Source organism: Chloroflexota bacterium, assembly GCA_011322445.1.
Classification (GTDB): domain Bacteria; phylum Chloroflexota; class Anaerolineae; order Anaerolineales; family DRMV01; genus DRMV01.
This window is the reverse complement of record DRMV01000032.1, coordinates 79,821-98,323: the sequence shown is the minus strand read 5'-3', so window position 1 is coordinate 98,323 and position 18,503 is coordinate 79,821. Positions and strand designations below refer to the sequence as shown.

Annotated in this window: 15 protein-coding genes, 2 tRNA genes and 2 pseudogenes; 14 read left to right on the top strand and 5 right to left on the bottom strand. The window is 63.2% G+C overall.

The features are described from left to right. The first annotated feature begins 1,040 nt into the window (after positions 1-1,040). The 6 genes and pseudogenes from ENJ54_05930 (at position 1,041) to ENJ54_05905 (ending at position 4,986) form a co-directional block, all read left to right on the top strand. Positions 1,041-1,223: pseudogene (locus ENJ54_05930) on the top strand (hypothetical protein). A gap of 270 nt (positions 1,224-1,493) precedes the next feature. Then, positions 1,494-1,685: pseudogene (locus ENJ54_05925) on the top strand (hypothetical protein). Positions 1,686-1,824: 139 nt separating this feature from the next. Continuing rightward, entirely contained in the window at positions 1,825-2,322 is a 498-nt protein-coding gene (locus ENJ54_05920) for a hypothetical protein (protein HFC09371.1), read from the top strand. Further along, positions 2,322-4,187 (top strand): hypothetical protein, encoded by a 1,866-nt coding sequence (locus ENJ54_05915; GenBank protein HFC09370.1) that lies wholly within the window; start codon positions 2,322-2,324, stop codon positions 4,185-4,187. The genes ENJ54_05920 and ENJ54_05915 overlap by 1 nt, the downstream gene beginning before the upstream one ends. Continuing rightward, positions 4,082-4,951: a lipoyl(octanoyl) transferase gene (lipB, locus tag ENJ54_05910; GenBank protein HFC09369.1), complete on the top strand. Its 870-nt coding sequence runs from the start codon at positions 4,082-4,084 to the stop codon at positions 4,949-4,951. Before ENJ54_05915 ends, lipB begins: the two co-directional genes overlap by 106 nt. Then, positions 4,914-4,986, top strand: a tRNA-Arg gene (locus ENJ54_05905). Before lipB ends, ENJ54_05905 begins: the two co-directional genes overlap by 38 nt. Before the next feature lie 225 nt (positions 4,987-5,211). Here the strand turns inward: ENJ54_05905 and ENJ54_05900 are convergent. After that, a tRNA-Leu gene (locus ENJ54_05900) sits at positions 5,212-5,300 on the bottom strand. A gap of 127 nt (positions 5,301-5,427) precedes the next feature. Between ENJ54_05900 and ychF the strand changes: the two genes are divergently transcribed. Both ychF and ENJ54_05890 read left to right on the top strand, forming a co-directional pair. Further along, complete coding sequence (gene ychF, locus ENJ54_05895) at positions 5,428-6,495, top strand: redox-regulated ATPase YchF (protein ID HFC09368.1); 1,068 nt, start codon at positions 5,428-5,430, stop codon at positions 6,493-6,495. Positions 6,496-6,559: 64 nt separating this feature from the next. Next, entirely contained in the window at positions 6,560-8,326 is a 1,767-nt protein-coding gene (locus ENJ54_05890; protein ID HFC09367.1) for a M3 family oligoendopeptidase, read from the top strand. Positions 8,327-8,513: 187 nt separating this feature from the next. On the opposite strand, the gene ENJ54_05885 is transcribed toward ENJ54_05890, so the two are convergent. Next, positions 8,514-10,436 (bottom strand): acyltransferase, encoded by a 1,923-nt coding sequence (locus ENJ54_05885; GenBank protein HFC09366.1) that lies wholly within the window; start codon positions 10,434-10,436, stop codon positions 8,514-8,516. Positions 10,437-10,562: 126 nt separating this feature from the next. On the opposite strand from ENJ54_05885, the gene ENJ54_05880 reads away from it, so the two are divergent. The 6 genes from ENJ54_05880 to ENJ54_05855 all read left to right on the top strand — a co-directional run bounded on the left by ENJ54_05880 (position 10,563) and on the right by ENJ54_05855 (position 15,925). Beyond that, complete coding sequence (locus ENJ54_05880) at positions 10,563-11,738, top strand: phosphoglycerate kinase (GenBank protein ID HFC09365.1); 1,176 nt, start codon at positions 10,563-10,565, stop codon at positions 11,736-11,738. 22 nt (positions 11,739-11,760) lie between these two features. Then, the gene (locus tag ENJ54_05875) at positions 11,761-12,498 is read left to right on the top strand and encodes a class I SAM-dependent methyltransferase (GenBank protein ID HFC09364.1); all 738 of its coding nucleotides are present in this window, start codon (positions 11,761-11,763) and stop codon (positions 12,496-12,498) included. Continuing rightward, complete coding sequence (recO, locus tag ENJ54_05870) at positions 12,443-13,282, top strand: DNA repair protein RecO (GenBank protein ID HFC09363.1); 840 nt, start codon at positions 12,443-12,445, stop codon at positions 13,280-13,282. The genes ENJ54_05875 and recO overlap by 56 nt, the downstream gene beginning before the upstream one ends. A 99-nt stretch (positions 13,283-13,381) precedes the next feature. Next, positions 13,382-14,611 (top strand): hypothetical protein, encoded by a 1,230-nt coding sequence (locus tag ENJ54_05865; protein ID HFC09362.1) that lies wholly within the window; start codon positions 13,382-13,384, stop codon positions 14,609-14,611. After that, complete coding sequence (gene ftsZ, locus ENJ54_05860) at positions 14,572-15,693, top strand: cell division protein FtsZ (GenBank protein HFC09361.1); 1,122 nt, start codon at positions 14,572-14,574, stop codon at positions 15,691-15,693. Before ENJ54_05865 ends, ftsZ begins: the two co-directional genes overlap by 40 nt. Before the next feature lie 4 nt (positions 15,694-15,697). Beyond that, positions 15,698-15,925 carry a hypothetical protein gene (locus ENJ54_05855; protein ID HFC09360.1) on the top strand — a complete coding sequence of 76 codons (228 nt, stop codon included), beginning with the start codon at positions 15,698-15,700 and terminating at the stop codon, positions 15,923-15,925. Between the two features lie 3 nt (positions 15,926-15,928). Here ENJ54_05855 and ENJ54_05850 read toward each other — a convergent pair whose 3' ends face one another. The 3 genes from ENJ54_05850 to ENJ54_05840 form a co-directional block, all read right to left on the bottom strand. Continuing rightward, on the bottom strand, positions 15,929-16,894 hold the full coding sequence (locus ENJ54_05850) for a tRNA-dihydrouridine synthase family protein (protein HFC09359.1): 966 nt from the start codon (positions 16,892-16,894) through the stop codon (positions 15,929-15,931). A 117-nt stretch (positions 16,895-17,011) separates the two neighbouring features. After that, positions 17,012-17,404: a Neelaredoxin gene (locus ENJ54_05845; protein HFC09358.1), complete on the bottom strand. Its 393-nt coding sequence runs from the start codon at positions 17,402-17,404 to the stop codon at positions 17,012-17,014. 207 nt (positions 17,405-17,611) lie between these two features. Continuing rightward, complete coding sequence (locus tag ENJ54_05840) at positions 17,612-18,487, bottom strand: class I SAM-dependent methyltransferase (GenBank protein HFC09357.1); 876 nt, start codon at positions 18,485-18,487, stop codon at positions 17,612-17,614. Positions 18,488-18,503 lie beyond the last annotated feature (16 nt).

Genomic DNA, 18,503 nt, shown 5'->3' with positions numbered 1-18,503 from the left:
CGAAGGTCTATTCGAAGGAATACTTCAATTACGCCAAATACGCGGGCGAGAAGTATGTGACTAAAGATGACAAGACGCCGCCGTCGGCTGCGACGGCTTCCCCGCCGATTAAGACCGGGCCAGGGGAACAGGAAACGTGGATCGCGGACTTCAACAAATATGACAAGAACTCGCTCTTCAGACAAGGGGATTACAACGTCACTTTGCAATTCCATTTGGAAACAGGGCAGACTTGTTCCTTTACCGGTAGTTACGTTTTTACGCCCATTCACGTGGAAATCGTGGTGCCGCCAGCAGGTTGGGTGGTGGATTCCGACGACGACCGCGCCCAATCTCGCTTTGAGGCCGTGGCCTGGGATCCTCTCGTGGGCACGGACAACGGTGATGGTATTAGTAAGGTGCAGTTCAAACTGGAACTGCCAGATGGTTTTGCGAAAAGCCATACCGAGTACGTCAAGCGTTATTGCTTCTTCAAAGGCGATACGACGTGTGGCAAAATGTGGAGCTCGTGGTGGGATCATCTGCATAATGCGAACGGCACGGCACGGGTGTTGGCGCGAGCATATTCGTCGCAGCGCGGCCTGTGGTCGGATTGGGTTGAGCAAGATTTCCAGGTGAACTTCCCAGCCACCCCCACTCCGACGGCAACGCTTACCCCCACCCCGACGCCAACGCCGGATTGCAACTTGATATCGATCAGAGATCTGCGGGTGAACGGCACGACGCTCACAGCGTGGGTCACGAATGACAATCCGGTGCCCATCCACCTGACTTACACCAAAGTGTGGTGGCCGACGCTGGACGCCGCTCGCCCCGATGTGTTCCTTGGCTGGATCACGTTGAACAACAATTACTTCAGCGGGCAGGATAACAGTTCGCCCACTGAGACCAACAATGGCATCACCATTGGCAATGGCGGTTGGTGGTGGTGGGGAGCAGGTTGGTTTGATGACCGCTGGCGCAGCGTTGCGCCTTACGGTGAGTTGGGCGTGCATTTGACCTTTGATAATCGCTGTGATGTGGAAACGAGTATCTTCCAGCCTTCGCCGACGCCTTCGCCCACGCCGACCATCACTCCCTCGCCGACCATTACCCCGACGCCGACGATCACGCCGACGCCTTCGAATACACCGACGCCTACCAGGACGCCTACACCAACCAAGACACCTACGCCGACGAACACGCCGACGATTACCCCGACGCCTACGCCGACACCGACGCCGAATTGCTCGCTGATTTCGGTTTCGACTTCCTTGTATGTCAGCGGAACGCAAATTCGGATGCGGGTCAGGAACGACAATCCCATCAGTGTGCCTTTGCTGAGTTCGTCGTTGACGTGGAACACCTTCGTTTCCGGCTCGTATGTTGATTACTTCCAGTGGAACTGGAGCACTTACTACCGCGGCAATGATTACTCGTCGCCGACCAGTGCCAGCACAGACCGGGCCTTCCCTGCCGGCGCGAACTATTACTGGAGCGCGGCGTTTGGGAATGTGCCTTCGCCTTTGTCGGGCTCTTACCGGGTGACGTTGAACTTCGCGGGCGGGTGCTCGGTGAGCAGTTCGCTCAACGTGCCTACCCCCACGCCCACGCCAACGCCGAAGGCCTCGCCCACGCCCACGCCGGTGCCGCCGACGCCGACGCCGACCCCGCAGCCGACGCAGCCTTCAACACCGGTGCCGACCACCTGTTTTGACTGCTAAGCACTTCCTTGGAAATGCCGTTGCAAAAAAGCCCCGCCACGCCTCGGCGGGGCTTTTTTGTTAGGGTTTTTTACGGGTTACAATAGAGCCAGCGTTTGGTGCTTTCCCAACGGAGGTGGATATGCGCGCATCGATGAGTCGCACAGAGCGGTGGTTTTTCTGGGGGTTGGTAGGTGGTGTGGCGTTGCTGGCCGCTGCGGCGTTGGCCGTGGCCCTGACGCGCCGGCAGCAGGCGGCTTACCGTACCGACGATACGCCCTCGGCAGTGGTGTATAATTTTCTGTTGGCGCTGCGGCGCGGCGAGCCGGATGTGGCCTATGCTTTCCTGGGGGAGATGTCGTGCAAACCCTCGTTGGATGACTTTAGCACGCGGGTAGAGCCTTTAGCCCGCATGGATGTGACCCTGGGGGCGACACGCCAGCAGGGCGACCGTGCCTGGGTTGCGTTGACGATGTATTACAACGACGGGCCCTTTTCGGAGGGCCGGGGGCCGACGGAGCAAGTGATGCTTCAGCGGGAAGGCGGTCGCTGGAAAATTGTACGCCTGCCCCCGGAATTGTGGCCTTTTTCGCCGCCCTGGCCTGAGGGCCAATGCCCGCCGTCCCGAGGAGGTGACTGATGGCGAGTTTACGGCGTTTGTATACCTATGGTGCGGCATTGGCCGCGTTGGAAGCCTGGCTGTGGAGCCTGGTTTCCCTGACCACCAAAGCGCTGCGGGGGGCGCTCTGGGCCCGCCCGGAAGACCTGGCAGGGGCATTGGCGGCGTTCATCATTGGTTTGCCGGTGTTCGTGTTCCACTGGCGGTGGGCGCAGCGCGATGCAGCAGCCCGTGAGGAAGAACGCCACGCCGCGGTTCGCGCCGGGGCGCTTTACCTCGCGTTAGCCCTCGCGTGGGGGCCCGCCTTTCATGCAGCCGCGGCGTTGCTCGCCCGGGGGCTGGAGGGCCTGCTGCCCTTACCGCAATGGACGACGCTCTTCCCCGGCCTTTCGTGGCAGCGCGCCGTGGCCGTGTTGGTGCTTCATAGCCTGGTGGGCGGATACTTTGCCTTCGTCTTGCGGGAAGACACGCGCGCCGGCCTGACCGATGCCCCGGCCATCGCCCGCCGCTGGTATCGCTACCTCTGGCTTTCCTATGGCGTGGTGTGGCTCTGGCTGGGAGTGCATGATTTCCTCAGCGTTTTTGCTCCCCCTGACGACCTCTTTGCCCCCCTGGTGCTCAACAAATTTGTGGCGCAGGGGATCGTTTTTGCAGCCGGAGGGCTGCTGATTGTTGTAGGGTGGGGCGTCCGCTGGTGGCGGGAAAGCCTCAGCGGGCCGCGCGACCGCCAGTCGGCCGTGATTGCCGGTTTTCTGGTCGTGTGGACGTTGGCCGGTCTGGCTGTCGCCGTGGCTGCGGTGGGGGTGGCCGTGCAGCGGGCGCTGAGCGTGCTTCTCGGCGATGCCTATCGCCTGTACCCTCCGGCGCGTACGGCTTTGGTGGCTGGTGTGCCTTCTCTGGCGCTCTGGCTGGCAGCGCAGCGCGGGCTGGCACGTTTTGCCTCCGCCTGGGAAGCCCCCCGCCGCGCCTCGCTCTACCGCCTGATGCTCAGCACGATTGCCCTGGCCGGGCTGTTTGTGCTCAGCGGCGGCGTCGTGAGTTTGCTGAGTTACATTTCCGGCGTCTGGTTTGCGACCTTGCAAGATCACGTCAGGCTGGCGGCCGGCTTCACCTGGGCGGTTTTTGGCCTGGCCCTGTGGGCGCTGCCCTGGCGTGCCTTGCAGGCCGAAGCCGAGGCTGATGAAACCGCCCGCCGCACCCTCTTGCGCCGCGCTTACCTCTACTTCGTGCTCTTTGTGGCTTTGATGGCCGCCATGGGCTTTGCCACCGGCGCGACCTTTGAGGTGCTGCGGGCGCTGCTGGGCGCACCTTTCCACGGGCGCGGCTTTGTCTTTGCCCTGGGTATGACCCTCTGGGCTGCTGCCGTGTTGGTTTACCATGCCCACCTGCTTTGGGAAGACCGCCGCGCCGATGCTGCCCGCAGCGAAGCGCGGGTGCGGGCTTTTCGGGTGCTGGCGCTCTCGGCTACCCCCGATGCTCCCTGGCTGGAAGCGTTGCAGGTTGAGGGGGAAGGCCCTACTGTGGTAGCGCGCACCGTGGCCGATGCGCCGCCCACCGAGGAGACTTTTGGCGCCGTGGTGTTGGGCGAAGATGCGTGGCTGGCGCTTTCCCCTGCCTGGCAGCGCTGGCTCGCGGCCTTTGAAGGGGAACGCATCATGCTGCCGCGAGAGGACGACCGCTGGCTGTGGCTGCATGGTCCCCACGCACGGCGCACTGCTCCGAAATTGCTGCACGACCTCGCGTTGGGCAAGCGTCCGACCCCGGGCCGCCCCAGCGGTGTATGGCTGATTCTGGCCTATCTCGGCATTTTCTCTCTCATTTCGTGGGCGTTGGGCATCGCATTGCCCTTCGTGCTGGGACTGCTGTTTGCCGGAGGGATGCGTTGACGCCGCGGGTTTGCCGCTGCTACCGCTGGGGCGAAGTGCCTTACCGGGAAGCCTGGGCGCGCCAGCGGGCGCTGGCTTCCCGCATTGCCGTAGGAGAGCACCCGCCCGCTTTGCTGCTGCTTTCCCACCCGCCGACCTTCACCTTCGGGCGGCGCGGCGACCCCGCCAATCTGCTGTGGGGCGAGGAAGGCGCACGGCGGCGGGGCATTGAGGTGGTCTGGGTGGATCGCGGCGGCGATGTGACCTACCACGGCCCCGGTCAGATTGTGGGCTACCCCCTGCTGCCGCTGGGGCAGCCTCTGCCGGTGGGCGCGGGCCGGTTTCGCCTTCCTGAAAACGATTATCTCGGCTACCTGCGCCGTCTGGAAGCCGTCCTCATCCGCACCCTGGCTGCTTTTGGCGTCAAGGGCTTCCGCATGGAGGGCATGACGGGCGTGTGGGTACGCCTGCCCGACGGCGCGCCCGGCAAGATCGCCGCCATTGGCGTCAAAGTGGATGCCCGCGGCATTTCGCAGCACGGCTTTGCCCTCAACCTCGCGACTAACCCCGCACACTGGGCGGGCATTGTGGGCTGCGGCCTGCGCGGCTATGCTGTGGCGAACCTGGCCGACCTGGTGCAGCCCCCCCCGCCGTGGGAAGCCGTGCTGGATGTGCTGCAAGCGGCTTTTGCTGATGTTTTTGGGTGCCTCTGGGCGCGCGATGGTATAATTCCTGCCGCTGGTGAGCGCCCCAGTAGCTCAGGGGATAGAGCAACCGCCTCCTAAGCGGTGGGTCGCGGGTTCGAATCCCGCCTGGGGCTTTAGGTAGCGCAGAGGCGCAGAGAGGGACGCCAAGGGCGCCAAGGAACGAAGGTAAGCGCTATACTCTGCGGTATTTTGGTGTTTTTTGCTCAATCAACGCCAATCTGTGCTAATCTGTGAAATCGGTGGATGCTTTTTTTGCGTTGTCTTGTGGCCACCTGAGCAGTGACTCAGCCAAAGCGTTGCGGCTTAAAAAAGAAAAAGGCGGCTGTGTGCCGCCTTTTTGGTGCCGAAGGTGGGAGTCGAACCCACACGGGGTGTAGGCCCCAACGGATTTTGAGTCCGTCGCGTCTGCCAATTCCGCCACTTCGGCACGCACGGTCAAGTATAATCGGATTGGCGGCGAAGGTCAATATTTGGTGCATGGTGCACGGTGCACAGTGCACAGTGCATACTACACTGAACACCGTGCACCGTTCACTGAACACAGGAGTCTTTCCATGCGCTTAGGCATTATCGGCCTTTCCCAGAGCGGGAAAACCACGGTTTTCAACGCCCTTACCCGCGGCGACGCCCCCCTCACCATGAGCGGCGGGCGCTTTGAGGTGCATACTGCCGTGGTGGACGTCCCCGACCCGCGGGTGGACGCCCTTTCGGCCATGTTCAACCCCCGCCGTACGATTTACGCCAAAGTCACCTATGCCGACATCGCCGGGCTGGAAGGCAAGGCCGGCGGCGACATTTCCGGCCCGCTGCTCAACCAACTCACCCAGATGGACGGGCTGGTGCACGTCGTGCGCTGCTTCGAGAGCGACAGCGTGCCGCATCCCATGGGCAGCGTGGACCCGCTGCGCGATGTGGCTGCGATGGACGCCGAATTCCTGCTCAACGACCTGATTGCCGTGGAGCGCAAACTGGAGCGGCTGGAAGAGGAATGGAAGAAAAGCGCCCGCGACCGCAAGCAGGTGGAGCAGGAGCAGGCGCTGTTCCACAAACTTCACGAAGCCCTTTCCGCCGAAATCCCCCTGCGGGATGTGGAACTCACCCCCGCCGAGGAAAAACTGCTGGCCGGTTTCGGCTTTCTTTCCCGCAAGCCGCTGCTGATTTTGTTCAACCTTGGCGAAGGCCAGGAACCCCCGACGCTGGACTACCCCCACAAGCGCAGCGCGGTGGCTTCGCTGATGGGCAAACTGGAGATGGAAATTGCCCAACTGCCGCCCGACGATGCCGAGATGTTCCTCGCCGAATATGGCATTGAGGAACCCGGCCTGAATCGGGTCATCCGCCTTTCGTATGAACTGCTGGGGCTGATTTCGTTCTTCACCGTGGGCGAAGACGAAGTGCGGGCGTGGACGGTGCGCCGCGGCGCGAAAGCCCCCGAAGCCGCGGGCGTGATTCACACCGACCTGCAAAAGGGCTTCATCCGCGCCGAGGTGATTTCCTACGACGACCTGATGGCCCTGGGCAGCATGGCCGCCGCCCGCAAGGAAGGCAAACTCCGCCTGGAAGGCAAGGATTACGTCGTCCAGGACGGCGACATTCTGCACATCCGTTTCAACGTCCGCTGAACGCTGCACCCTGCACCCTGCACCCTGCACCCTGCAACTTGCAACTTCCCCCTGGAGATTACCCATGACCGCTTATACCCAAACCCGTTGGAGCCTGAACGACCTGTTTGAATCTCCCCAGGCCGCCTTAGCGGCTTTCGACCAACTGGACGCGATGGTGGCCGAGGTAGAAGCCCGCCGCGCCGACCTGCGCCCCGACATTTCCACCGAGGCTTTCCTCGAACTCTTGCAGCGCCTGGAAGCCATTGACCGCCTTGCCAACCGTATTTACGGCTATGCCCACCTGCGCTTTTCCGAAAATACGCAGGATGAGGAAGCCCAGAACCTGCTCGGCCAGGTGCGGCAGCGCATGGCGGGCCTGCAGAACCGCTTGCTGTTCTTCGACCTCTGGTGGAAAGCACTGGATGACGAGAACGCCGGGCGGTTGATGGCGGCTTCCGGTGATTACCGCTATTACCTGGAAAAGATGCGCCTTTACCGCCCGCACACGCTTTCCGAGGCCGAAGAAAAGGTCATCAACCTGAAGGACACCACCGGTGCGATGGCGCTCATCACCCTTTACAGCGCCATCACCAACCGCTACACCTTCAAAATTGAAGTGGACGGCGAAACGAAGGAACTCACCCGCGGCGAACTGATGGTCTATGCCCGCCATCATGACCCCGACCTGCGCGCCGCAGCCTACCAGGAACTCTATCGCGTTTACGGCAACGACGGCGCCATTCTGGGGCAGATTTACCAGAACGTGGTGCGCGACTGGTACAACGAAAACGTCGTGCTGCGCAAGTTTTCCAGCCCCATTGCGGTGCGCAACCTTGCCAACCACCTGCCCGATGAAGTCGTGGACACCCTGCTGGATGTGGCGCGGGAAAACGCCGAGGTCTTCCGCCGCTTCTTCCGCCTGAAGGCGCGCTGGCTGGGCATGGAACGCCTGCGCCGCTACGACATTTATGCCCCCGTGGCGAAGTCCGACAAGACCTACGACTTCGGCCAGGCGGTGGAGATGGTGCTGGCGGCTTATCGCCGTTTCAACCCCAAAATGGCGGAACTCGCCGAGAAGATTCTGGCGGAAAACCATCTGGATAGCGAAGTACGCAAGGGTAAAACCGGCGGAGCGTTCTGTTCCACCATCGAACCCGGCCTGACGCCGTGGGTGCTGGTCAGTTATCAGGGGCGTCCCGACGACGCTGCCACCTTAGCCCACGAACTCGGCCACGCGGTGCATTCCCTGCTGGCTTCCCACCACACCGCCTTTACCCAGCACGCCATCCTGCCCCTCGCCGAGACGGCTTCCACCTTTGGCGAGATGCTGCTGGTGGATATGTTGCTGGAGCAGGAAACCGACGAGGCCGTGCGCCGCGACCTGCTCTTCCGCCAGGTGGATGACAACTACGCCACCATCATGCGGCAGGCTTATTTTGCCATGTTTGAGAAGCAGGCGCACGATATGGTGCAGCAGGGCGCGTCGGTCAACGCCCTGGCCGACGCCTACATGGAAAACCTGCGCGACCAGTTCGGCGATGCGGTGGAAATCGGCGACGAATTCCGCTGGGAGTGGGTTTCCATCCCGCACATTTACCACGCGCCGTTCTATGTGTATGCTTATGCCTTCGGGCAGTTACTGGTGCTCTCGCTTTACCAGCGTTACCAAGAGGAAGGCGAGGCGTTCATCCCCCGCTATCTGGACCTGCTCGCCGCGGGCGGCTCGAAACCGCCGATGCAGATTCTGCAGGAAGCCGGTGTGGATGTCACCCAGGCGGCGTTTTGGGAAGGCGGCTTTGGCCTCATCCGCCGCTGGGTGGAGCAACTGGAAGCCCTGCCGATGCCGTAAGTCTGCAAGTAGCCTCAGTTTCGGATAATGTCTCTGGTAGCGTTTCGTGCTGAGCGGAGCGACCAACGGGGGCGAAGTCGAAGCACGAAACGCACTTATCCGCGACTCAGGTTAAGTAGGGCGGGACGCCATCCCGCCTTCCGATGGGTTACACGGCGCTTTCCGTCACGGGAAGCGCCGTTTTTCGTCAGGGCGCGGGCGTGGCTGTGGGGATGGGCTTCCCCAGCACTTTGCCGACCTGCGCCATGATGAAGTTTACATAGGCCTGCGTGCCGTAATAGCGCAGGTGGATGTGGTCTTCCACAAACCATTCGGGGTGTTGCAGCGCCAGGGCGTGCCAGTCAATCAGGTACGCCTGCGGCCAGCGGGCGACGCCTTCTTCGATGCGTTTGTTGACGAAATCTTCCCAGCGCACGGGGCGGCGGATGTTGACGAAAAACACGGTGGTGACGCTGTGGGCGAGCAGGGTTTTCATGGCGTCGTCTAAGGTTTCCGGGGCAAAGGGGTAGTTGGTGCCCAGATGGATGACGACCACGGGCGCCAGTTGGCCTTTGGCGGCCAGTTCGGGGATGAGGGTGGCGAGGTCGCTCATCTTGCGGCCGGGTTTGGCGTCCACGACCACCTGCTTGCCCCAGGCCTGCCAGAATTTGAAGGTGACGGCTGATTGCAGCACCGAATCGCCGATGATGGTGAGGCTTGGGCCGGGGTGCGGGGTGGGGAAAGCCGTGGCAACGGGGCTGGGGAAGGCGGTGGCAGCGGCTGTGGGAAGGGCGGCGGCCACGGCGGTGGCGGGGCGGGGCGTGGTTGTAGGGCTGGGGAAGGCTGTGGGGGTGGGAAAAGCCGTAGGGGCCGCGCTTGCGGCGGCTTCCGGCAAGGGCGCTGGTTTGGCTTGCACCAGCCCCTGCACGTTGGCCGCCAGCAGGGCGAGAAAAACGCCCACGGTCAGCGGGGCGAGCGAAGGCCGCTGCGCCCACCGGCGGCGCAGACTGCCCCACCAGGCCTTGAAGCCCTGCTTGCGGATGGGGTGTTCCAGCCAGCGGTAACTGGCTTCGGCCACGGCGAAGGTGAGGGCGAACTGCACCACGACCGCCGCGGCGAGGGGAACCTGCCAGTCTTCGCCGGGGCGCAGCACGGCGAAAATCGGCCAGTGCCAGATGTAGATGCCGTAACTTCGCAGCCCTACCCAGCGCGGCACAGGGTGCCCGAGCAGTTTTCCGAAGGTGGTGTCGGGGTGGGCGACGGCGAAAACGACGGCCAGCGTGGCAGCGTCTACCAGCAGAAAGCCGCCGTAGTAGAGGAAGGGGGTGTAATCGTTGACGCGGGCAAAGATGACCAGCAGGCCGGCCAGGCCGCCCCAGCCGAGTATTTCGGCCCAGCGGCGGCTGCGGGCGCGCAGGGCGGCGTTTTCCCGCACGTGGTGGGGACGCCAGAGCGCGGCAAAGGCTGCCCCGAAAAGGATGGCCGCGGCCCGCGTGTCGGTGCCGTAGTAGGGGCGCGAAGGGTCGGTGTAGGGCACATAAAGGTAAGCGCGCCACGCAGCCGAGGCCAGCGCCAGCACCACTGCAGCGAGGGTAAAGCGCTTCAACAGGCGTTTGGGGCGTCGGAAGTCGCCGCCCGCGGCCATCAGCGCGGTGAAGATGAGCGGCCAGGTGAGGTAAAACTGCTCTTCCACTGCCAGCGACCATAGGTGCCGCAGCAACGGCGGGCGGCCAAACTGCTCGAAGTAGGAAATCTTGCGGAGGATGTAAACCCAGTTGGTGACATAGGCCAGCGCGGCGGGGACGTCTTCCCGCAGGCGGAAGAGGGCGTCGGGGGCGACCAGGCGCGCCATGACGGGCACCAGCAGCAGAAGCAGCCACAGCGCCGGAAGCAGGCGTCGGGCGCGCCGCAGCCAGAAATTGCCGTAGTTCAGCCTGCCATCGTCCAGCCAGTCCAGCAGCAGCAGCGAAGTGATGAGGTAGCCGGAAAGCACGAAAAAGACTTCCACGCCCAGGAAGCCGCCATCGCTCAGCGGCAGGTTAGCGTGGTAAGCCATCACGGCGAGCACGGCCACGGCGCGCAAGCCGTCCAGGCCGGGCATGTAAGGCAGGCGGAGGTGTTTTTGGCTCATGAGCAAAAGGGCCCTGTTGAAAGGCTGGTGCCAAGTATAACCCGAAAAGATTTTGTTGGGGGAAGGTTGCAAGAACGCGGTAGAATGAAGGTAGCGAGTCCCTTGTCGAAGACTATGGAGGCAACCATGTTCAACAAGAAAACCGTCCGCGATGTTGAGGTGGCCGGGAAGAAAGTGCTCGTGCGGGTTGATTTCAATGTGCCCCTGAAAGAAGGGCAGGTGGCCGACGACACCCGCATTCGGGCAGCGATTCCCACCATCGAGTATCTGTTGCAAAACGGCGCCGCCGTGGTGCTGATGTCGCACCTCGGGCGGCCAAAAGGCAAGCGGGTGCCGGAACTTTCCCTGCGGCCGGTAGCTTCCCACCTGAGCGACCTGCTGGGATTGCCGGTGGCCTTTGCCGAAGATTGCGTGGGCGCGCCGGCGGTGTCGGCCAAGGCTGTCTTGCAGCCTGGCGGCGTGCTGCTGCTGGAAAACACCCGCTTCCATCCCGAAGAAAAGAAAAACGACCCCGAATTTGCCCGCCAACTGGCGGCCGACTGTGACCTTTTCGTCAACGACGCCTTTGGCTCGGCACACCGGGCGCACGCTTCTACCGTGGGCGTGGCGCACTATTTGCCCGCGGTGGCCGGTTTCCTGATGGAAAAGGAACTCCGCTACCTCGGCCAGGCGCTGGAAGCCCCGGAGCGGCCGTTTGTCGCCATTTTGGGCGGGGCGAAAATCAGCGACAAAATCGGCGTCATTCGCAATTTGCTCGGCAAGGCCGATGCCATTCTCATTGGCGGCGGCATGGCGAACACCTTTTTCGCCGCCCAGGGCTTTGCGATGGGCGATTCGCTGGTGGAAGCCGACGCTATCGAGACCGCTAAAGCCCTGCTGGCCGAAGCGGGCGGCAAACTGCACCTGCCGGTGGATGTGGTGCTTGCCGATGCCTTTGCCGCCGACGCCAACCGCAAAACCATGCCGGTGGGCGATGTGCCTGCCGGGTGGCGGGTGCTGGATATCGGCCCTGAGACTGTGCGCGCTTTTGGGGAAGTCATCCGCACGGCGCACACGGTGGTGTGGAACGGGCCGATGGGCGTGTTCGAACTGCCGCCGTTTGCGGAAGGCACTTTCGGCATTGCCAAAGCGGTGGCCGAAAGCGGCGCTGTGAGCATTGTGGGCGGCGGCGATTCGGTGGCGGCGATTCATCAGAGCGGCCTGGCCGACAAAATCACCCACTTGAGCACCGGCGGCGGCGCTTCACTGGAGATGTTGGAAGGCAAAGTGCTCCCCGGCGTGGCCGCCCTGGAAGACCGCTAAGCGGCCGGGTGTTTGATTTTTGATGCTGGCTCCTGCGGTTTCCCAAACGCTGTTGGCCCTCAACCGCGACTTCTACGCCCGCTTTGGCGCCGCGTTTGCCGAGAAGCGCGGGCGCTTGCAGCCCGGCGTGGCGCGCCTTTTGGAGCGCGTCCCGCCGGGCGCGCCGGTGCTGGATGTGGGCTGCGGGCATGGCAACGTGCTGCGCGGTCTGCGCGCACAGGGCTTTCGGGGGCGATACGTGGGGCTGGATTTCAGCCCCGATTTGCTGGAACACGCCCGCGCCGCGGCCGCTGACCCACCCCCTGAAACGGATTTCCGCATTTTGCGGCGTGACATCGCCGAGCCGACGTGGGATGAGGGGCTGCCTGCGCCTTTCGATTTTGTGATGGCTTTCGCGGTGCTGCACCATCTGCCGGGGGAGGCGTTGCGCCGCCGCATCGTGGCGGCTGTTCGGGGGCTGCTTGCCCCTGGCGGGCTGTTTGTGCATTCCCACTGGCAGTTTCTCAACAGCGCCCGCCTGCGCGCCCGCATTCAGCCGTGGGAAAGCGTGGGCCTGCACCCCGAAGACGTCGAGCCCGGCGATTATTTGCTGGATTGGCGGCACGGCGGGCGGGGGTTGCGTTACGTGCACCACTTTTCGCAGCCCGAACTGGAAGCCCTGGCGGCTGCCACCGGCTTCCGAGTGCGGGAGACTTTTCTCTCCGATGGCGAAGGCGGCCGCTTGGGGCTGTATCAGGTGTGGGAGGCGGTGGATGGGTAGGCCGCGCACGTTCACGGTAGATGCCGTGGTGTTGCGCCATACCGATTTTGGCGAGGCCGACCGCTTGCTGGTGCTCTACGCGCGCGGGCGGGGCAAACTGCGCGCGCTGGCGAAAGGGGTGCGGCGTATCCGTTCTCGCAAGGCCGGGCATCTCGAACCGCTGACGCCGGTGCGGCTTTTCCTGGCCGAAGGGCGCGATCTTGCCATTGTGACCCAGGCCGAAGCCCTCGAAACGTTCCCGCGTTTGCGCCGCCATTTGCTTCGCATGACCTATGCCTTGCACGTCGCCGAACTGGCCGACAAATTCACCTACGAAAACGAAGACCATCCGGGCTTGTATCGCCTGCTCGTGGAAACCTTGCGCCGTTTGGAAACTTTCCCCGACGCCGACCTGGTTGTGCGCTATTACGAACTGCACCTGCTCGACCTGGTGGGCTTTCGCCCGGAACTGCAGCATTGTGTGCGCTGCGGTAAGGCCCTGCGCCCGGAGCCGCAGTTTTTCGCCCCGCGGGAAGGTGGCGTGGTGTGCCCGCACTGTGGCGCTGCTGGCGGCGGGCTGACCGCAGTGAGTGTGGACGCGCTGCGTTACCTGCGCCACTGTCAGCGCAGCAGTTTTCGGGAAGCCGCCCGGGCGCATCCTGCCCCTGTTGTGCATCGTGAGATGGAAACCCTGCTGCATGGTTACCTTGTCCACGTGCTGGAACGCCGTTTGAACGCACCGGTGTTCCTGAACCACCTGCGCCGTTTGGGGGAAATGGATGGTGCTGACGACATGAGCGCCTGAGACCCTGGAACACAAGCCACACACGGCGGGCGGTTTTGCCACCCTTCGGCACGACTCTTGCACCTGCTCTCACAGGCCATTCGCTTTTGGGAGCAGACCATGACCGAACAAAAACCTCGCCGTTTTGGGCTTTATTACAGCACCACAGCCGACCGCTACCGCCAGGCCGATTTGGATGGGGTAGTGCCGCTGTTGCAACGCATGGGGGTTGGTTGGCTGGTGGTGCGCAGCACGGCGACGCGTGCCGTGCCGGAAGACTTCCTCAAAGGGTTGCTGGCGCACGGCATCACGCCTTTTGTCCACTTTGTTTTGCCGCTGGAAACCCCGCCTGCAGAGGTGCAGGTGCTGCTGCGGTCGTATGCCCGCTGGGGGGTGCGCCAGGTGGCCTTCTTTGACCGTCCCAACCTGCAAGAAGTGTGGGGGAACGCCTGGGGGCAACCTGACCTGCCGGCGCGCTTTCTGGATGCTTTTACCCCCCTGGCTGCGGCCGCCGACGCTGAAGGCCTGCAGCCCTTCTTCCCGCCGCTGGCCCCCGGCGGCGATTACTGGGATCTGGCCTTCTTGCGGGCTGCATTGCAGGGCCTGCGGCGGCGCAACCCGCTGGTGGCCGAGCGGTTGGGGCTGTGCGCTTATGCCTGGGCTGAAGGCAAGCCCCTTGAATGGGGCCGCGGCGGCCCGGAGGTGTGGCCGGCTGCTCAGCCCTACTTTACCCCCCCTGACAGCGAAGACCACCGCGGCTTCCGCATTTTCGACTGGTACGCGGTAGAAGCGCGCGCCGCGCTGGGGCGGGTGCCCTCGATTTTCCTGATGGGGATGGGTAGCCGCTATGGCCGCGAACCTGATGAGGCGGTGGAAAGCACGAACACGGCTATTGCGCGCCTTTTCTGGGAAAACGACCTGCCTGCCCATGTGCTGGGCGGCGCTTTTTGGGTGCTGACGGCCCCGCCGGAATCCCCTGAAGCCTCGGCGGCCTGGCTGGAGCCTTCCGGCAAGCCCCGTGGCGCGGTGGCGGCGTTGGAAGCCCTGGTGCCGCACCCCTCGCGGCCTGAGCGCTCGTCCAAGCACGCGGCTGTCGCGACGCAGCGTTACATTTTGCTCCCCTCCTTTGCCCGGGGGGTGCCGCCGCATTACCTCAGCGCCGCTTTGCCCTGGCTGCAACGCGGCGAGGCGACCGTGGGCTTTTCCGTCGAGGAAGCCTTGCGCGCGCAACAGATTACCTTGCTGGGCAGCCCTGACGACTTTCCCACAGAAGTGCGCACGGCCTTGCAGGCTTCTGGCGCGACCCTGGAATGGGTTCCTGTGAATTCTCCTACGGAGGTGGCATCGTGAGTACGGTGGTCAAGGTGATCGGTTTGGGTGGCGGTGGCTCCAACACCGTGGCTCGGATGGTGGAGTTTGGTGTGCAGGGTGTGGAATTCATCGCAGCGAACACCGACGCCCAGGTGCTGCGCACCAACCCGGCGCCGGTCAAACTGTTGTTAGGGCCGCACACCACTCGCGGCAACGGTGCAGGCGGTCGGCCTGAAATTGGGCGCAAGGCCGCCGAAGAAAGCCGTGAGGCGCTTCGCGAAGTGCTGGCTGGCGCCGATATGGTCTTCCTGACCGCGGGGATGGGCGGCGGCACGGGCACCGGCGCGATCGCCGTCGCTGCCGAGGTTGCCAAAGCCCAGGGCGCGGTGACGATTTCTGTGGTCACGACCCCCTTTGCTTTCGAAGGCACCCGCCGCGCCAAAAACGCTGCAGCCGGGCTGCGCAGCCTGCGCGAACACACCGATACCCTGGTGGTGGTGCCGAATGACCGCTTGCTCAAAGTGGCTCCCCGCAACCTCTCGTTGGAAGCCGCTTTTCGCCTGGCCGATGAGGTGCTGCGCCGCGCCATTCAGGGCATTACCGACATCATCACCCAAACTGGCGTCATCAATCGCGATTTCAACGACATCAAGCGGTTGATGGCTTCCGGTGGCGGGGCGTTGATTTCGATGGGCACCGGCAAAGGCGAAAAGCGCGTTGAGGAAGCCATTCACGCCGCCCTCAGCAATCCCCTCTTGGGTCACATTTCCCTTGCCACAGCCACCGGTGTGCTGGCGAATTTCGTGGGTGGTGACGACCTTTCGTTGTGGGAAGTGGTGGGAGGCATGGAAGCCTTGCATGCCCGCTTGCCCGAAGAGGCCGATGTGGTTTGGGGTTTCAGCACCGACCCGAACTTTACCGGCCGGGTGCAACTGACCCTGCTGGTGACCGGCGTCGGTGGGGTGCCGCTGGCTGCTTCGACGCGGGTTGGAAAACAGGCTGAGCGGGTGGCCGTGCCGCCGCCGACGGCAACGACGCCTTCGGCAGCGGCTGTTCCCGCCGCCGACCTGGATGTGCCGGCTTTCCTGCGCCGCCGGTTGCGCTCTACGACGGTAGGGTAATGCGATGCCTTTGCTTTCCCCCGAAACCCTTCAGGCGGTGACCCGGAAGGTTGCCCGCAAGTTCCCCGAAGTGCGCGGCATCAAGCCAACCGTGCGCCGGGAAGGTGAGGCATTGGTGCGCTTGATTTACCGCACCGAGGCCGAGACCGCCGATGGGCATAAAATCATCCGGCGGGTGCGGGTGGTGGTCACGCCTGAAGGGAAGATTCTCAAAATGACCACCTCGCGGTAGGTTTTAGGGGGGCGGGGGGCTTGCGATGATCTGCCGGGCGAGGTGCAGGAAGGCCTCGGCGGTGGGGGCGGTGAGCAGCGCGCGCCTTTGAGCGCGGTCGGTTAGCCAGGGGGCCAGGTAACGCGCCGCGTATTTGCGGAACAGGATGACCCCCCGTTCAGGGCCGTAGAAATCGAGGCTGCGGTGCAGATGCCGCTGCAGCACATCCCATACTTCGCTGGGGGAAACGTCTTCCCGGCGGCGACGGGCGAAGATCCAGGGGTTGTTGATGGCTGCCCGCCCGATCATTACGCCTGCCGCCCCGGTGTGGGCTTTCATGCGCTTGATATCGGCGGGTGTGCGCACATCGCCGTTGCCCAACACCGGAATGCGCAGGAGTTGCACCACCTCGGCGATAGCATCCCAATCGGCTTGGCCTTTGTAGCGCTGCACGCGGGTGCGTCCGTGAACCGCCAGCAACGCGCCCCCGTTTTCTTCCACAACGCGGGCAATCAGGCGGTAATTGCGGCAGTTTTCGTCCAGCCCCAGCCGAATTTTGGCCGTGATGGGCACTTGCAAGTGGCGCGCCAGCAGGCGGATGATGCGGGCGACTTTGATGGGGGTGCCCAGCAGGCCTGCCCCGGCGCCACGGCGCACGATGTGCCCATCGGGGCAGCCCATGTTGATGTCAATGGCCGCGGGGCCGTACTCCTGCAGCCGCAGGGCGGCTTCCAGCAAGGTTTGGGGGGTGCTGCCGTAGATCTGGAAAACGACCGGCTGCTCCCACGGCAGGTACTGCCAGCGCGGGCGGATGTGCTCTGGCCGCTGGAGGACATCGGGCGCGTGGATGAATTCCGTGTAACTGATGGCCGAGCCCAACTCGCGGCACACCGACCGAAACGGCAGGTCGGAATAGCCATCCATCGGGGCGAGCACGGTATCGCCGTAAACCGGCGTGGGGCCGAGCCAGAAAGTGGGTTCAGGGGGCATGGCAGCGGGCGTGAGAAAGCCCTTCCCCACCGCCGGGCAGGGAAGGGCTGGAGGGGAACCTCAGTTTCCACAGATTGGCGCAGATTGCTTCTATGAAATCTGCGTCATCTGCGGTTGCTACGCGACTTTAATTTCCTTCTCCGAGCCCCACAGGCCGTGGATGTTGCAGTGGGAAAGCGCCATCAGGGTGCCTGGTTCACCCACCTGCATCGAGAAGGTGACGGTGGGGTGGGCGTACACGGGCCCTTTGTTGGGGCCTTTGGCCGATTCGCCGTGGGCGCGGAAGTCGAAGCGGCCGACGTGATGGGCAAACTTGCTGCCTTCGGGCTGGAAGAAGACGTCAATCCAGGCGATGAAGTGCTCGGTGGTGTTGGGGTGGGGGATGTCTTTGCCCACACTGACGGTAATCTGGAACGGCTCATTGGCCTTGACTTCGTCGGGACATTCGATGACTGGCGCGTGCTTTTCTTTCTTCCAATCGGCCGTTTGGATGGCTTCCTGCAGTTTCATGGGATAACCTCCTCTTGATTTTGGGGGAATGGGGAAACGTGCTTCAAGTATACAGGTTTTTTCTGATAGAAGGCTTAAAAACAGGGGGATGCGCGATTTTCCACCTCATCTCACTGCGAGGCGGCTCGCCATGCCATGACATGGCAATGATAGCGTTTTTTATAACTGCGTGAATTCTGCCAAAACATCCTGCTTTTGAGGGCTGTTTTATCCTTCGGGCAGAGGAAGCCAGGCTTTGTGAGGCCACAATTTTTGAACCACGCGGCGGCAGAATATGCCGGTTTTGCGTTTGGCTGCTACGAAATGCTCAGGCCGAATTGGCGGCTTGGGCATCTGGGTTGGGCGCGCCAGCACCGTGAGGTAGAGCGGCAACAGGGCCGAACGCGGCTGCCCGTGCTGGCGCAGCGTGACGATTTCATAACCTGCCTGGCGCAGGGTTTGCCGCAGGGTGTGGGCGCTGAAGTTGGTGAGGTGGGCGACTTCAAAACTGTCGTGGCAATACAGGTTGGGCACTTCGATCAGCAGCCAGCCGTTGGGGGTGAGCAGTTTTTCGCGGAGCACCGTGAGGTAGCCGACGGGGTCGGGCAGGTGTTCCAAAACGTGAGACATGCTCACCAGGTCGAAGGGAGACTCTTCAGCAGCCAGCAGGGCTTCGAGGGTGGGGTAAACCATCAGGCCGCGAGGTTGGGTGTATTGGCGGTAGGCATTGCCCGGTTCGATGCCGCGCACTTCGCAGCCGTAGTGCTTTTGAAAGGCTTTGAGCAGGAAGCCTGCCGAACATCCGATATCCAGGTGACGCTGGACGCTGGGCACGGTGGCCTGGGTAAAGGCCAGCAAGGCCTGGGCGCGCTGAGCCTGGACTTGCAGGTCTTTCGGGGAAGGCCCTTCGTTGCCTTGATAGAGCCGCCGGTATTCGGCGGTGTAAAACGCTTCCAGTTCCTCGGCGCTCATACGTGGCGATTGATAAACCAGCCCACAGCGGGTACAGATGCGGTTGTGGATGGTGTAGCCGCGAAAGGCGCGGGTGTCGAAGGGGCGGCTCTCGTCATGACCGCAGAGGGGGCAGGGGGTGGTTGTGGGCATTGGGCTTACCTCTTGG

Coding starts and splice junctions, on each gene's coding strand:
- ENJ54_05920 (HFC09371.1), top strand. CDS start 1,825: ATGCGCGCATCGATGAGTCGCACAGAGCGGTGGTTTTTCTGGGGGTTG.
- ENJ54_05915 (HFC09370.1), top strand. CDS start 2,322: ATGGCGAGTTTACGGCGTTTGTATACCTATGGTGCGGCATTGGCCGCG.
- lipB (HFC09369.1), top strand. CDS start 4,082: ATGGCTGATTCTGGCCTATCTCGGCATTTTCTCTCTCATTTCGTGGGC.
- ychF (HFC09368.1), top strand. CDS start 5,428: ATGCGCTTAGGCATTATCGGCCTTTCCCAGAGCGGGAAAACCACGGTT.
- ENJ54_05890 (HFC09367.1), top strand. CDS start 6,560: ATGACCGCTTATACCCAAACCCGTTGGAGCCTGAACGACCTGTTTGAA.
- ENJ54_05885 (HFC09366.1), bottom strand. CDS start 10,436: ATGAGCCAAAAACACCTCCGCCTGCCTTACATGCCCGGCCTGGACGGC.
- ENJ54_05880 (HFC09365.1), top strand. CDS start 10,563: ATGTTCAACAAGAAAACCGTCCGCGATGTTGAGGTGGCCGGGAAGAAA.
- ENJ54_05875 (HFC09364.1), top strand. CDS start 11,761: ATGCTGGCTCCTGCGGTTTCCCAAACGCTGTTGGCCCTCAACCGCGAC.
- recO (HFC09363.1), top strand. CDS start 12,443: ATGGCGAAGGCGGCCGCTTGGGGCTGTATCAGGTGTGGGAGGCGGTGG.
- ENJ54_05865 (HFC09362.1), top strand. CDS start 13,382: ATGACCGAACAAAAACCTCGCCGTTTTGGGCTTTATTACAGCACCACA.
- ftsZ (HFC09361.1), top strand. CDS start 14,572: ATGGGTTCCTGTGAATTCTCCTACGGAGGTGGCATCGTGAGTACGGTG.
- ENJ54_05855 (HFC09360.1), top strand. CDS start 15,698: ATGCCTTTGCTTTCCCCCGAAACCCTTCAGGCGGTGACCCGGAAGGTT.
- ENJ54_05850 (HFC09359.1), bottom strand. CDS start 16,894: ATGCCCCCTGAACCCACTTTCTGGCTCGGCCCCACGCCGGTTTACGGC.
- ENJ54_05845 (HFC09358.1), bottom strand. CDS start 17,404: ATGAAACTGCAGGAAGCCATCCAAACGGCCGATTGGAAGAAAGAAAAG.
- ENJ54_05840 (HFC09357.1), bottom strand. CDS start 18,487: ATGCCCACAACCACCCCCTGCCCCCTCTGCGGTCATGACGAGAGCCGC.